13 protein-coding genes, 1 pseudogene and 1 riboswitch are annotated in these 13214 nt (G+C 69.4%); of the genes and pseudogenes, 7 read left to right on the top strand and 7 right to left on the bottom strand.

Features of this window, described 5'->3' with window-relative positions:
- The first annotated feature begins 79 nt into the window (after positions 1 to 79).
- The 3 genes from pyrH (at position 80) to ACFQ7F_RS15885 (ending at position 2650) form a co-directional block, all read left to right on the top strand.
- A complete protein-coding gene (gene pyrH / locus ACFQ7F_RS15895) occupies positions 80 to 841 on the top strand; it encodes a UMP kinase (RefSeq protein ID WP_383270740.1) in 762 nt (253 codons plus the stop codon).
- A 149-nt stretch (positions 842 to 990) separates the two neighbouring features.
- Entirely contained in the window at positions 991 to 1548 is a 558-nt protein-coding gene (gene frr / locus ACFQ7F_RS15890) for a ribosome recycling factor (RefSeq protein WP_351165429.1), read from the top strand.
- Positions 1549 to 1582: 34 nt separating this feature from the next.
- Positions 1583 to 2650, top strand: coding sequence for a phosphatidate cytidylyltransferase (locus tag ACFQ7F_RS15885; protein WP_383270738.1), 1068 nt, complete (start codon positions 1583 to 1585; stop codon positions 2648 to 2650).
- 234 nt (positions 2651 to 2884) lie between these two features.
- On the opposite strand, the gene ACFQ7F_RS15880 is transcribed toward ACFQ7F_RS15885, so the two are convergent.
- From ACFQ7F_RS15880 to ACFQ7F_RS15870, 3 genes and pseudogenes are all read right to left on the bottom strand, one after another.
- Entirely contained in the window at positions 2885 to 3331 is a 447-nt protein-coding gene (locus ACFQ7F_RS15880) for a hypothetical protein (RefSeq protein WP_383270736.1), read from the bottom strand.
- Positions 3328 to 3537: pseudogene (locus ACFQ7F_RS15875) on the bottom strand (hypothetical protein); the annotation flags it as partial. The gene ACFQ7F_RS15880 and the pseudogene ACFQ7F_RS15875, both read right to left, overlap by 4 nt.
- 64 nt (positions 3538 to 3601) lie before the next feature.
- A complete protein-coding gene (locus ACFQ7F_RS15870) occupies positions 3602 to 3841 on the bottom strand; it encodes a hypothetical protein (protein ID WP_383270734.1) in 240 nt (79 codons plus the stop codon).
- A gap of 123 nt (positions 3842 to 3964) precedes the next feature.
- Between ACFQ7F_RS15870 and rlmN the strand changes: the two genes are divergently transcribed.
- The 4 genes from rlmN to ACFQ7F_RS15850 all read left to right on the top strand — a co-directional run bounded on the left by rlmN (position 3965) and on the right by ACFQ7F_RS15850 (position 9125).
- On the top strand, positions 3965 to 5071 hold the full coding sequence (gene rlmN, locus ACFQ7F_RS15865) for a 23S rRNA (adenine(2503)-C(2))-methyltransferase RlmN (protein ID WP_383270732.1): 1107 nt from the start codon (positions 3965 to 3967) through the stop codon (positions 5069 to 5071).
- 20 nt (positions 5072 to 5091) lie between these two features.
- A riboswitch (TPP riboswitch) is annotated at positions 5092 to 5208 on the top strand.
- A gap of 82 nt (positions 5209 to 5290) precedes the next feature.
- On the top strand, positions 5291 to 6406 hold the full coding sequence (locus ACFQ7F_RS15860; protein ID WP_383270731.1) for a thiamine ABC transporter substrate binding subunit: 1116 nt from the start codon (positions 5291 to 5293) through the stop codon (positions 6404 to 6406).
- The gene (locus ACFQ7F_RS15855) at positions 6382 to 8067 is read left to right on the top strand and encodes an ABC transporter permease (protein ID WP_383270810.1); all 1686 of its coding nucleotides are present in this window, start codon (positions 6382 to 6384) and stop codon (positions 8065 to 8067) included. Before ACFQ7F_RS15860 ends, ACFQ7F_RS15855 begins: the two co-directional genes overlap by 25 nt.
- Complete coding sequence (locus ACFQ7F_RS15850) at positions 8067 to 9125, top strand: ABC transporter ATP-binding protein (RefSeq protein ID WP_383270729.1); 1059 nt, start codon at positions 8067 to 8069, stop codon at positions 9123 to 9125. Before ACFQ7F_RS15855 ends, ACFQ7F_RS15850 begins: the two co-directional genes overlap by 1 nt.
- A 160-nt stretch (positions 9126 to 9285) precedes the next feature.
- Here ACFQ7F_RS15850 and ACFQ7F_RS15845 read toward each other — a convergent pair whose 3' ends face one another.
- The 4 genes from ACFQ7F_RS15845 to ACFQ7F_RS15830 form a co-directional block, all read right to left on the bottom strand.
- Positions 9286 to 10470 (bottom strand): LOG family protein, encoded by a 1185-nt coding sequence (locus ACFQ7F_RS15845; RefSeq protein WP_383270727.1) that lies wholly within the window; start codon positions 10468 to 10470, stop codon positions 9286 to 9288.
- A 78-nt stretch (positions 10471 to 10548) separates the two neighbouring features.
- On the bottom strand, positions 10549 to 10953 hold the full coding sequence (locus ACFQ7F_RS15840) for a VOC family protein (protein WP_383270725.1): 405 nt from the start codon (positions 10951 to 10953) through the stop codon (positions 10549 to 10551).
- A 180-nt stretch (positions 10954 to 11133) separates the two neighbouring features.
- Positions 11134 to 12300 carry a hypothetical protein gene (locus ACFQ7F_RS15835; protein WP_383270724.1) on the bottom strand — a complete coding sequence of 389 codons (1167 nt, stop codon included), beginning with the start codon at positions 12298 to 12300 and terminating at the stop codon, positions 11134 to 11136.
- On the bottom strand, positions 12282 to 13112 hold the full coding sequence (locus ACFQ7F_RS15830) for an ABC transporter ATP-binding protein (protein ID WP_383270723.1): 831 nt from the start codon (positions 13110 to 13112) through the stop codon (positions 12282 to 12284). The genes ACFQ7F_RS15835 and ACFQ7F_RS15830 overlap by 19 nt, the downstream gene beginning before the upstream one ends.
- Between the last annotated feature and the right edge of the window lie 102 nt (positions 13113 to 13214).

The following is a 13214-nucleotide window of genomic DNA, read 5'->3' as shown; positions in this document are numbered from 1 at the left end:
CGAGCATGGGATGCGAACGACACCCCACCGGCAGTGGCCTTCTTCGTATGTGCGCCGAGCAAAAAGAAGCGAGAACTCCATGACCACCAAGGCCGACACAAACAGTGGTGACGACAAGGTCGCCGGTCGTTTCCTGCTGAAGCTCTCCGGTGAGGCATTCGCCGGCGGGGGCGGCCTTGGCGTCGACCCCGACGTGGTGCACGCGATCGCCAAGGAGATCGCCGCGGTCGTCCGCGACGGTGCCCAGATCGCGGCCGTCATCGGCGGCGGCAACTTCTTCCGCGGCGCGGAGCTGCAGCAGCGCGGCATGGACCGGGCGCGCTCCGACTACATGGGCATGCTCGGCACGGTCATGAACTGCCTGGCCCTGCAGGACTTCCTGGAGAAGGAAGGCATCGAGTGCCGCGTCCAGACCGCCATCACGATGGGCCAGGTCGCGGAGCCGTACATCCCGCTGCGCGCCGTCCGGCACCTTGAGAAGGGCCGTGTGGTCATCTTCGGCGCCGGTATGGGCATGCCGTACTTCTCCACCGACACGACCGCGGCGCAGCGCGCCCTGGAGATCGACGCCGAGGCCCTGCTCATGGGCAAGAACGGCGTCGACGGGGTCTACGACTCCGACCCCAAGACCAACCCGGACGCGGTCAAGTACGACGCGCTCGGCTACGGCGAGGTCATCACCCGCGACCTGAAGGTCGCCGACATGACCGCGATCACCCTGTGCCGCGACAACAAGTTGCCCATCCTGGTCTTCGAGCTGCTCTCCACCGGCAATATCGCCCGTGCCGTCAACGGTGAGAAGATCGGCACACTCGTGGGCGACGGGGGTACCCGCGCCTGATCCCGGGGACGCCCCCGGGGGATGGACAAAGCCCTGCCGGTCGGACACGGTGCAGGGAAAGAGACGCGACGCAGCCGACACCCCATGGACTCCCCCTACTTCACCGTGTGGGGGCGCCCGCAGCCCACTCACAACACCAGGAGCAAGTGGTGATCGAAGAGACCCTCCTCGAGGCCGAGGAGAAGATGGAGAAGGCCGTCGTGGTCGCCAAGGAGGACTTCGCCGCGATTCGCACAGGCCGTGCGCACCCGGCGATGTTCAACAAGATCGTGGCTGACTACTACGGCGCCCTTACGCCGATCAATCAGCTGGCCTCGTTCTCGGTGCCCGAGCCGCGGATGGCCGTGGTGACCCCGTTCGACAAGAGCGCGCTGCGCAACATCGAACAGGCGATCCGCGACTCCGACCTCGGCGTCAATCCCAGCAATGATGGCAACATCATCCGGGTGACGTTCCCCGAGCTGACGCAGGACCGTCGCAAGGAGTACATCAAGGTCGCCAAGACCAAGGCCGAGGACTCCAAGATCTCGATCCGTTCCATCCGCCGCAAGGCCAAGGAATCGATCGACAAGGCGATCAAGGACGGCGACATCGGCGAGGACGAGGGCCGTCGCGCGGAGAAGGAGCTCGACGACACCACCGCGAAGTACGTCGCCCAGGTGGACGAGCTGCTCAAGCACAAGGAAGCCGAGCTGCTCGAGGTCTGAGGGCTCGTGGTCTGAGGACTGAGGAATCCGATCCGTGAACGACTCTTCCTGGGGGGCGCCTCCCAGAGCCGGGTACTGGGGGCCGCCCGACCAGGGCCCTGCTCAAGGGGCTGCCCCGGCAGGTCCCGCGTACGATGCGCATGACGCCCTGTATCCATCAGAGACGCAGCCCATGCCCATCGTGCCCGACATGCCTGACGTACCTGAAGTACCCCAGGAGCCCATGCCCAGCGCAGCATCACAGCCCGCCCCTGAGACGCCGCGTGCGCCTCAAGCGCCGCAGAAGAAGAGCGCGGGCCGTGACCTCGGGGCGGCCATAGGAGTCGGCGTGGGGCTCGGCGCGACGGTCGTCGCGTCGCTCTTCATCGTGAAGGCCGTCTTCATCGGCGTCATAGTGGTCGCCGTCGTGGTCGGCCTCTGGGAGCTCACCTCGCGGCTCGAAGAGCGCAAGGGCATCAAGGCACCGCTGGTCCCGCTGGCGGTGGGCGGCGCGGCTATGGTCGTCGCCGGATATGTCCGCGGGCCCGAGGGTGCCTGGGTCGCCATGGCGCTCACCGCGCTCGCGGTGCTCGTCTGGCGGATGACCGAGCCCCCCGAGGGCTATCTGAAGGACGTCACGGCGGGCGTCTTCGCGGCGTTCTACGTCCCGTTCCTCGCCACGTTCGTGGCGCTGATGCTCACCGCTGACGACGGCGCGATGCGGGTGCTCACGTTCCTGCTCCTGACCGTGGTCAGCGACACCGGGGCGTACGCGATCGGCTGGCGCTTCGGCAAGCACAAGCTCGCCCCGCGCATCAGCCCCGGCAAGACCCGCGAGGGCCTGGTCGGCGCGGTGACGTTCGCGATGGCGGGGGGCGCGCTGTGCATGGAGTTCCTGATAGACGGCGGCACCTGGTGGCAGGGGCTGCTCATCGGCCTCGCGGTCGCCGCGAGCGCGACGCTCGGTGACCTCGGCGAATCCATGATCAAGCGTGACCTCGGCATCAAGGACATGGGCACGCTGCTCCCCGGCCACGGGGGCATCATGGACCGCCTCGACTCCCTGCTGCCGACGGCGCCGGTGGTGTGGCTGCTGCTGGTCGTCTTCGTGGGGTCCGGCTGACCTGCGTATCTGTACGTGAGGGGCTCGTCGTCCATGGGGCGGCGGGCCCCTTTCGTATCCGGCTCTGCAGTTGTTCGGGCCCGGTGTTCGCCCCGGCTTGCTCCACTCGACCGCGTTGCCGTGCGGAACCGAGTGCGCCTTGCCTGCCTTGTACGGCGACCTGGCCGACTGGACGTAGTTCAGGCCGCGCTTGTCGGGCCGTGAGCTCGGTCTCCTCGATACGCGGGTGCGGAGCTAGGCCGATGCGAGGCGGCGGCGGACCGCCTCGCCGCTCGCGTTGATGAACTTGGGTATGGCCTTGTGATGTCGGGTCCAAAGCCTGGTGTACGCGTCATCGTCCACGCGGCCCTGCCTCCAGTAGCTCCCCAGCTCCTTTCCTGCCGTGTCCAACTCATCGAGTGCCGCGAGCAAGGCGGCGTCCCGAGTGAGGATCCGTAGCCGAACAGAAGCCAGCACGTGGGCGGGGAGGTCGTAGCCACTGACGCGGCCCTCCATGCCGAGGACCCGCTCCTCCCAGATCCGATCCTCGAAGTCCGTCACAGAGGAGGCGATCAAGGCGCACTGTTCCATGAGCAACTCCGACAGACGCGCCTTGTCCTCAGCGCGTTTTGCGAGGCGCTGTCCCAGGAGCGCGATGGCAGCGCCGACGATGGTCGCGAGCAGTGTCCCCCAGGCGTTCATAGCCGGCATTTTCCCAGTGCCGGTACGCGGTGCGTGAGAAAACCGCGACCATCCGCCCGTCCGGCGACGGGGACTACGAGCTGGCGATCTCTCGCCGGAGTTGCTGGAGCGAGAGCATTGGCGAGCTCTACGGTGTCGTCGGCGCACAGTAGGTACAGGGTTGAGCGCGCTTCCTGCATCCGCCCCGCCAGCTCGTTGTCCCCGGGCAGGACGGTCTCCACGGTCAGCTCCCCCCGGCGTACAAGCGACGACAGGTTACAGAAGCCTCGCTCATGACGTGTGCCCTTCCTCGCGTGCGCAGGCCAGGCGGCGAAGCTCCACCCGGGCCGCCGGTGACCTGCCCGCTTCGGTGGACCAGTACGGGTGCCACATCAGGCGAGTGGAGAGCTGCTGCAGAGTGCGGCGCAGCCTCGCGGGGTGAACCGGTCGCGGAGCGGACAGTGCCTCGTACGTGCGGGTCCAGGCGGTCTGGAGCTCGATCAGGTCGTTGGGGAAGGGGGTCGGCGCCATGAAGCTGATTAGGTCACGTGTTCGAATACTTGCGCAAGTGAGCCGCATGCCGGGCCAGCGGCGACCGTCACCGACAGGCGGTGGCCCGGTCGGGCCCCAACCGTCTGCGACACTGGAAGAACCATGCCTGTACCCGGAGAACTCACCTTCGTCGCGCCCCGCGGAGCCAAGAAGCCGCCGCGGCATCTCGCCGACCTCACGCCCGCCGAGCGCAAGGAAGCCGTCGCAGCTGTCGGCGAGAAACCGTTTCGCGCCAAGCAGCTCTCGCAGCACTACTTCGCGCGGTACGCGCACGACCCGGAGCAGTGGACCGACATCCCCGCCGGTTCGCGCGCCAAGCTGCAAGAGGCGCTGCTTCCCGAGTTGATGTCCGTGGTGCGGCACATCAGCTGTGACGACGACACCACCCGCAAGACGCTGTGGCGCCTTTTCGACGGGACGCTCGTCGAGTCCGTGCTCATGCGCTATCCGGACCGCGTGACGATGTGTATCTCGTCGCAGGCCGGGTGCGGGATGAACTGCCCGTTCTGCGCGACGGGGCAGGCCGGTCTCGACCGGAATCTGACGACCGCCGAGATCGTGCACCAGATCGTCGATGGGATGCGGGCGCTCAGGGATGGGGAGATTCCGGGCGGGCCCGCACGGCTTTCCAACATCGTCTTCATGGGGATGGGCGAGCCGCTCGCCAACTACAACCGCGTGTCCGGTGCCATTCGTAGGCTCACGGATCCCGAGCCCGATGGTGTCGGTCTTTCGCAGCGTGGGATCACCGTGTCGACCGTTGGTCTGGTCCCCGCCATTCATCGGTTCGCCGACGAGGGCTTCAAGTGCCGCCTCGCCATCTCGCTGCACGCGCCCGACGACGAGCTGCGCGACACCCTCGTACCCGTCAATACGCGGTGGAACGTGCGGGAGGTCCTTGAGGCGGGCTGGGAGTACGCGGCCAAGTCCGGGCGCCGGCTCTCCATCGAGTACGCGCTGATCCGGGACATCAACGACCAGGCGTGGCGCGGTGACCGGCTCGGGCGGCTGCTCAAGAACAAGCCCGTGCACGTGAACCTGATCCCGCTGAACCCGACGCCGGGCTCGAAGTGGACCGCATCGCGGCCGGAGGACGAGAAGGCCTTCGTGGACGCCATTGCCGCTCATGGGGTGCCTGTCACGGTTCGTGACACCCGTGGTCAGGAGATCGACGGGGCGTGCGGTCAGCTCGCCGCGTCCGAGCGTTAGTCTGGCCGGAACACATCTTCATATTCCGACAGGGGAGCGCCACAGCGCTGAGAGTGCGGCACCAAGGACAGGTTGGCCGCAGACCCTCTGAACCTTGCCCGGGTCATTCCGGGTAGGAAGTTCGGACATCACTCAAGCTGTTGCGCCCTGCCCGCAGCCCCTTCAAGGCTGTGGGCAGGGCCGCGTCTCTTCCTGGTCACTCCAGGAGGAATCAATTCAGTGAGCATCACCAAAGTCAGCACCACCAAGGTGAGGACCACTAAGAAGGTCACCGTCACCGCCGTTGCGGTCGGCCTCTCGCTCGTCGCACTCTCCGCCTGCGGCAGCTCGTCGGGCAGCGGTGACAAGGCCGATTCCAAGAGCGTCACGCTTGTCAGTCATGACTCCTTCAACGTCTCGAAGGACGTACTGAAGGCGTTCGAGAAGAGCTCCGGCTACAAGGTCAACGTCCTCAAGGACGGCGACGCGGGTGCCGCCGTGAACAAGGCGATCCTGTCCAAGGACAACCCGCAGGGGGATGTCTTCTTCGGTGTCGACAACACGCTTCTCTCTCGCGCGCTGGACAACGATCTCTTCCAGTCGTACGAGGCCAAGGGCTCGGATCAGGTTCTTTCGCAGTTCCGCGTCGATCAGAGCAAGCATCGGGTCACGCCCGTCGACAGCGGCGACATCTGCGTCAACTACGACAAGAAGTACTTCGCCGACAAGAAGCTCGCGCCGCCGAAGTCCTTTGCCGACCTGGCCAAGCCCGCCTACAAGAACCTGCTCGTGACCGAGAACGCCTCGACCTCCTCTCCCGGGCTCGGGTTCCTGCTCGGCACCGCCGCCCAGTACGGCGATGGAGGCTGGGAGGGGTACTGGAAGAAGCTCAAGGCCAACGGGGTCAAGGTCGTCGACGGCTGGGAGCAGGCCTACAACGAGGAGTTCTCCGGGTCCGCCGGAGGCAAGAAGGCCAAGGGGGAACGGCCGCTCGTCGTCTCGTACGCCTCGTCGCCGCCCGTCGAGGTGCTCTACGCGAAGCCGCAGCCCAAGGAGGCGCCGACCGGCGTCGCGACCGGCACCTGCTTCCGGCAGGTCGAGTACGCGGGCCTGCTCAGCAACGCCAAGAACGAGAAGGGCGGCAAGGCGCTGCTCGACTTCCTGATCAGCACCAAGTTCCAGGACGACATGCCGCTGAACATGTTCGTGAACCCGGTGCGGGAGACCGCCGAGCTGCCCGAGCTGTTCGTCAAGCACGGCGTGAAGATCGACAAGCCGGAGACCCTGGCACCGAAGAAGATCGCCGACAATCGCGAGCAGTGGGTCAAGTCGTGGACCTCGCTCGTACTGAAGTAAGCAAGCCCCGTAAGGGGCTCTCGCGCGGGAGCGCGGCTCGGCTCGGTCTGATGGCCGTGCCCGTCGCGTTCTTCGCGCTCTTCTTCGCCTATCCGGTCGCCGCGATCGTCGCGCGCGGCCTGAAGGTCGGAGGGGAGTGGCAGTTCGGGCGCGTTGTCGATGTCCTCGCGCAGTCCGATGTCCGGCACGTGCTCTGGTTCACCACCTGGCAGGCGCTCGCGTCGACCGCGCTCACGCTGCTCATCGCGCTCCCCGGCGCGTACGTCTTCGCGCGCTTCGAGTTCAGGGGCAAGCAGGTTCTGCGGGCGGTCGTCACGGTGCCGTTCGTGCTGCCGACGGTCGTCGTCGGGACCGCGTTCCTCGCGCTGCTCGGGCGGGGTGGTCTTCTTGATGAAATGTGGGGCGTGCGGCTCGACACGACCGTGTGGGCGATTCTGCTCGCGCACGTCTTCTTCAACTATGCGGTCGTCGTACGGACCGTCGGCGGGCTCTGGTCGCAGCTCGACCCGCGTCAGGAGGAAGCCGCGCGGATGCTCGGCGCCTCGCGGTGGCGGGCATGGCGGACGGTGACGCTGCCCGCCCTCGGGCCTGCGGTCGCCGCGGCGTCCCTCATGGTCTTTCTGTTCACGTTCACCTCCTTCGGCGTCGTGCAGATCCTCGGCGGGCCCGCGTACTCGACCCTCGAAGTCGAGATCTACCGGCAGACCGCCCAACTCCTCGACCTGTCGACGGCCGCCGTCCTGACGATCGTGCAGTTCGCGGCGGTGGGCGTGATCCTCGCCGTGCACGCGTGGACCGTGCGCAGGCGCGAAACCGCGCTGAAGCTGGTCGACGCATCCGCTGTGGCGCGGCGGCCGCGCGGCACGGGGCAGTGGGCGCTGCTCGGCGGGGTCATGGTCACGATCGCTGTGCTGATACTGCTGCCGCTCGGGGTCTTGATCGAGCGCTCGCTGAGCGGGCCCGATGGCTACGGCTTCACCTACTTCAAGGAGCTGACGTCGGCGGAAGGCGGGGCGTTCCTCGTACCGCCGATCGAAGCGGTCTGGAATTCGCTCCAGTACGCGCTCGCCGCCACCGCCATCGCCCTGGTGATCGGCGGGCTCGCGGCGGCGGCGCTCACCCGGAAGGCTGGTCGCCTGGTGCGCGGTTTCGACGCGCTCCTGATGCTGCCGCTCGGGGTCTCCGCGGTGACCGTCGGCTTCGGGTTCCTGATCACGCTGGACAAGCCGCCCCTGGACCTGCGGTCCACGTGGATCCTGGTGCCGCTCGCGCAGGCCCTGGTGGGCGTGCCCTTCGTCGTACGCACCATGCTTCCCGTCCTGCGCGCGGTGGACGGACGCCTGCGCGAGGCGGCGGCCGTGCTCGGGGCGTCGCCGCTGCGGGCGTGGCGGGAGGTCGACCTGCCGATGGTGCGGCGTGCGCTGCTCATCGCCGCCGGGTTCGCGTTCGCCGTGTCCCTGGGGGAGTTCGGCGCGACCGTGTTCATCGCGCGGCCGGACAACCCGACGCTTCCGGTCGCCGTGGCACGGCTCCTGGGGCGGGCGGGTGAGCTCAACTACGGCCAGGCGATGGCACTTTCGACGATCTTGATGGTGGTGTGCGCGGTGTCCCTGCTGCTGCTCGAACGGCTCCGTACCGACCGCACGACCGGGGAGTTCTGATGGGTGTGAGTGTGAGTGTGGGCGCAGGTGCGGGTGCGGGTCTGTTGACGTTGGCGGATGCCACCGTGCGGTTCGGGGCGCGGGCCGTCCTTGACGGGGTCGGTCTGGAGGTCGCGCGGCACGAGATCGTGTGCGTCCTCGGGCCGAGCGGCAGCGGCAAGTCGACGCTGCTGCGTGCGGTCGCCGGGCTCCAGGAGCTCGACGCCGGGCAGGTGCTGCTCGACGGCCGCGACCAGCGGGGCGTGCCCGCGCACAAGCGCGGGGTCGGCCTGATGTTCCAGGATCATCAGCTCTTCCCGCAGCGCGACGTGGCGGGCAATGTTGCCTTCGGGCTGCGCATGCACGGGGCGTCGCGTGGTGAACAGGCCGACCGGGTAGCCGAGTTGCTCGACCTTGTCGGCCTTCCGGGTGCGCAGCGGCGGGCCGTCGCCTCGCTCTCCGGCGGCGAGCAGCAGCGGGTCGCTCTTGCGCGGGCGCTCGCACCGAGGCCGCGCCTGCTGATGCTCGATGAGCCGCTCGGACAGCTCGACCGGTCGCTGCGGGAGCGGCTCGTCGTCGAACTCCGGCAACTCTTCGACGAGTTGGGTACGACCGTGCTCGCGGTCACGCACGATCAGGGCGAGGCGTTCGCGCTCGCGGACCGGGTCGTGGTGATGCGCGATGGACGGATCGCCCAGTCCGGTACGCCTCTTGAGGTCTGGCGGCATCCGGCGGACGAGTTCGTGGCGCGGTTCCTGGGCTTCGACAACGTCGTCGACGCGACGGTCGTGGGTGACGTGGCGGACACCGTCTGGGGGAAGGTTCCGGTGCCGGACGGCGCGCAGGACGGGCCGTGCCGACTCCTGGTGCGGCCTGCCGGAGTGCGGCTCGTGCCTGTCGATGAGGGGGTGCCGTGCGTGGTGACGGCGCGCACCTTCCGGGGCACGCATGTCGCCGTGCATCTGGAGCCCCGGTCGGGGCCGCGCCTTGAGGCGGCGTGTGCGCTGCGGGACGCGCCCGGGGTGGGGGAGACGGTGGGGGTCGCGTTCGATGTGGGGGATGTCGTGGTGCTGGGCTGACCTGGCAGATGCCGTGGTGCTGGGGAGCGGGGGTTGCCGGATTTCTGGCTGGAGCGGGCGTCGGGTGGGTGGAATTTCCCCAACCCCGCCCCTTCCCGAAAACCCGCTCCGGCGCGGGGGCCCGGGGGTGCCGTCGTCACCGGCTTCGCCGAGTTCGTCCTCAAGCGCCGGACGGGCTGAACTGCCCGCCGGACGAGAGGGATGCCAGCGCGTCCGGAGCCTCCTGCACCGTGTCCACCAGCGCGATCCTCGACTCCATCGACCGGCCCCGAGCCAGCGCCTGCAGCAGCGGCCAGGCAGGGAGGTGTTCCGTCCAGTGGGCGCGGTCCACCAGGACCATCGGGGCCGGCTCGCCCCGGGATTCGTAATAGTTCGGCGTCGCCGCGTCGAAGACTTCCTGGACTGTGCCCGCCGCGCCGGGGAGGAAGATTATGCCCGCGTTCGAGCGCGCGAGCAGGCCGTCCTCGCGGGTGGCGTTGGCGAAGTACTTGGCCAGGTGGGTGGCGAAGGCGTTCGGCGGCTCGTGGCCGTAGAACCAGGTGGGGATGCCCACCGACGCGCCGCCGGACGGCCAGCGCTCGCGGATGTCGAAGGCGGCCCGCGCCCACTCGGTGATCGACGGGGTGAAGGACGGCGCCTTGCCGAGGAGTTCGAGCGCCTCGTCCAGCATCTCGTCGCGGAAGACGGACGCGTACGCCCCCAGGTTCGCCGCCTCCATCGCGCCGGGGCCGCCGCCCGTGGCGACCGTGAACCCGGCGCGGGCGAGCGAGCGGCCGAGCCGGGCGGCGCCCTCGTACGCGTCCGTGCCGCGGGCCATCGCGTGCCCGCCCATGACACCGACCACCCGCGCGCTGACAAGGAGTTCGTCGAGGGCGTCCGAGACCGAGTCGTCGTGGATCGACCGGAGCATCGAGGAGAAGACGTCGCCGTCGGCCTTGGTCTCCTGGAACCAGGCGTAGGCGCGGGCGTCAGGAGTCGCCTCGTACCCACCCTCGGCGAGTCCCGCGAACAGTTCCTCCGGCGTGTGGAGAAGAGCGCGGTACGGGTCGAACGGCAGGCCGGGAACGGGTGGGAAGACCAGTGCTCCGGCGGCCCGCACCGCGTCCACCGCGTCCTGCTCCATCGCGCAGCCGAGGAACACCGCGCCCGTGGCGTCGCAGTCCCGCAGAGAGGACGTACGCCCCGTCAGGTCTATCGCCTGGACGCGGCACCCGGCGAGCGAACCGTGTGCGGTGATCTCGTCGAACTCCTCGAGCGACTCGATCTCGCGGTCGCCGCCCGGGAGTCGGGGCGAGGGCTCGGCGGCTGATGCGGATACGGATGCGGATTCGGGAGTCGGCTGCATCCGCCCATGCTAAGCAGGCCGTGCGGCGCGACGGCCGTCAGCCCTGGGCCGACACCCTCAGCCCAGGGGCCGACGCCCTCAGCCCTGCACCGCGGACGGGTCCATCCACATGATTTCCCAGGTGTGGCCGTCCAGGTCGTCGAAAGCGCGGCCGTACATCATGCCGTGGTCCTGCGTCTGGCCCGCCGTGCCACCGATCGCCACGGCCTTGTCCACCAGCTCGTCGACCTTCTCGCGGCTCTCGGCGCTCAGACAGAGCAGCGTCTCGCTGGTCGTCGTCGAGTCCGCGATCTCCTTCTCCGTGAAGTCCCGGTAGCGCGGCTTGCTCAGCAGCATCGCGATGATCGTTTCGCTGATCACGACGCAGGCGCAGTCGTCCGTCGAGAACTGCGGGTTGATCGTGTAGCCGAGCTCCGTGAAGAACTTCCTCGAGCTGTCGACATCGTTCACTGCGAGGTTCACGAAGATCATCTGCTGGTACATGAGGTGTCTCCCGTTGCGGTGAGTCCTGCGTGGTGGCGTGTGCGTTCGCGCCTTACGGAGGGGTAGACATACGTTCGACGCAGAACTCATCGCCCGTCGCGGATTTTCTTCCCGCGAGTTCGGCGGGGGCTGTCACCAGACCGCTCACCAGGCCCCTCACCAGACCGCCCACCAGACCGCTCACCCCACGAGCGGCAGCGCCGCCAACTCCGCGACCACCCAGGTCAGCGGCCCGAACATGGCCGCGAGTGCGCCTGCCCGCAGCGCCGCCGTGCCGCGCAGCATCGACGTCGGCGCCCCGAGCTGCAGCAGCGCGGACGTCGTGTCCGCGCGCGCGTGCTTGGCCTCGATCGCCACCGTGATCACGGTCAGGGCCGCGCAGCCCGCGACGAGCAGCGAGCCGAGCATGGTCAGCGGACCGATGGCGGGGCGGTCGCCGGAGTAGAGCGTGAGCGCCGCGTACGCCCCGGAGCCCACCGCGCAGAGCACCCCGAGCGGGCGCCCGATCCGCCGTGCGTCCTCCTGCAGCCCGCGCCCGGCGAGCAGCCGCATCGCGCCCGGCCGCACCGCTTGCAGGATCCGCCCGCACAGAAACGTGAGGCCGGGACCCGCGAGCGCGAGCCCGATCGCCGTGAGCGTCCACCCGGCGAGCACGCCCGCGGGGCTGCCGGTCAGGCCGCCCGGCATCGTGAGGTCCGAGGCGCCGGGGGAACGGCTCGCGTACGTCTCGACGGCGAGGCCCACCGCAAGGAGCGCGACCCCCCAGGGCAGCCCGCTCGGCGGCGCGGCCGGTGCCCCGGGCCTTGCCGGTCCGTCCTGCTCGTCGCGCGGCTTGGGCGTCCGGGGCCGCAGCGCGGCGGCGCTTGCCGCGGAGGCGGTCAGCGGGACGATGGCGAGCAGGGTGAGCGCCGCGGCGAGGGGCAACGGGTACCCGGCGGCGAGCAGCTCGGCCGCGGCGCCGTCGAACGGCAGGCCGCTCAGATCTCCGCGCAGGTGCAGGAAGAACAGGAGCGCCACCATCGAGCCGAGCGTGCACGCCACGGCCGTGGAGATCGCGGCGAGCACCGTGAGCTTGGCCGGGCCGAGGCCCACCGCGGAGAGCCCGGAGCGCGGCAGGGTCGCCGGGTCGGTACGGGCGACGGTGACGGCGAAGTACACGGTGGCGGCGATCGGCGCGACGCACCAGGCAAGGCGCAGCAGGGCCCCGCCCGACGCGTCCGGGTGTCCCATCGCGTACCCCAGCGTGCACAGGAGCAGGAAGCCGGTGCCCGCCGAAGCGGCGGCGACGAGCAGCCTGCGCAGCTGGACCAGGGGATGGGCCCCGCGGGCTAGACGGAGAGCGAGCACGCGGCCCGGCCTTCCGCGTCGTCGCTGTCGCCGTCGGCGGAAGCATCATCGGGGGAAGGGCCATCGGCGGAAGGGCCGTCGGCGGCGGCACCGGCGTCCGCAGCGGGCTCGCCGCCCGCCCCCGGCAGATGCACCGTGTTCACGCGCCGCCCGTCGAGCAGCGTGACCGTCCGGTCGGCGAGGGCGGCGACCTCCGCGTCGTGCGTGGCGAGGACGACCGTGATGCCGTGCGAGCGGGCCGCGGTGGTCAGCGTACGAAGGACGTGGGCGCGGTCGGCGCGGTACAGCGGCGCGGTCGGCTCGTCGGCGAAGATCACGGACGGCATCGTGACCAGGGCGCGGGCGATGGCGATGCGCTGGCGCTGGGCCTGGAGCAGCGCGTGCGGCCGCTTACGGGCACAGTCGCCGATGTCGAGGCGGTCGAGCCACTCCTGGGCGGCTGTCTTGGACGTCCGGTGCGCCGCGCCGCGCAGCATCAGCGGCAGCGCGACGTTCTCGCGGGCGGTGAGCTCGGGCACGAGGTGTGGCTCCGGGTCGATCCAGCCGAAGCGGTCGCGGCGCAGGCGCTCGCGGACCGCCGGGCTCATCGTGTGCACCGGCGTGCTGTTGAACCAGACCTCGCCGCGCTCGGGCAGGAGCTGGCCGGAGAGGCAGCGCAGGAGAGTCGTTTTGCCGCTGCCGCGTGGGCCGGTGACGGCGAGGATCTCGCCCTCGCGCACGCCCAGCGATACGCCGGTGAGCGCGGGCGAGCCGCTGTGTGTGATGTGCAGGGCGCGTGCCCACAGCACGTCGTTGTCCGGCGGGGCCACCATCACGTACACCTCGGTTCAGATCAGTTTGCCTCCCCCGTACGGGGGAACGAAGGCGGGGCCGATCGGTCACTGGGCACGCTAGGGATCCAGGCAGCGCTGCCT

It is taken from the genome of Streptomyces sp. NPDC056486 (assembly GCF_042795295.1).
GTDB lineage: Bacteria > Actinomycetota > Actinomycetes > Streptomycetales > Streptomycetaceae > Streptomyces.
This window is presented reverse-complemented; position numbering and strand designations above follow the sequence as displayed.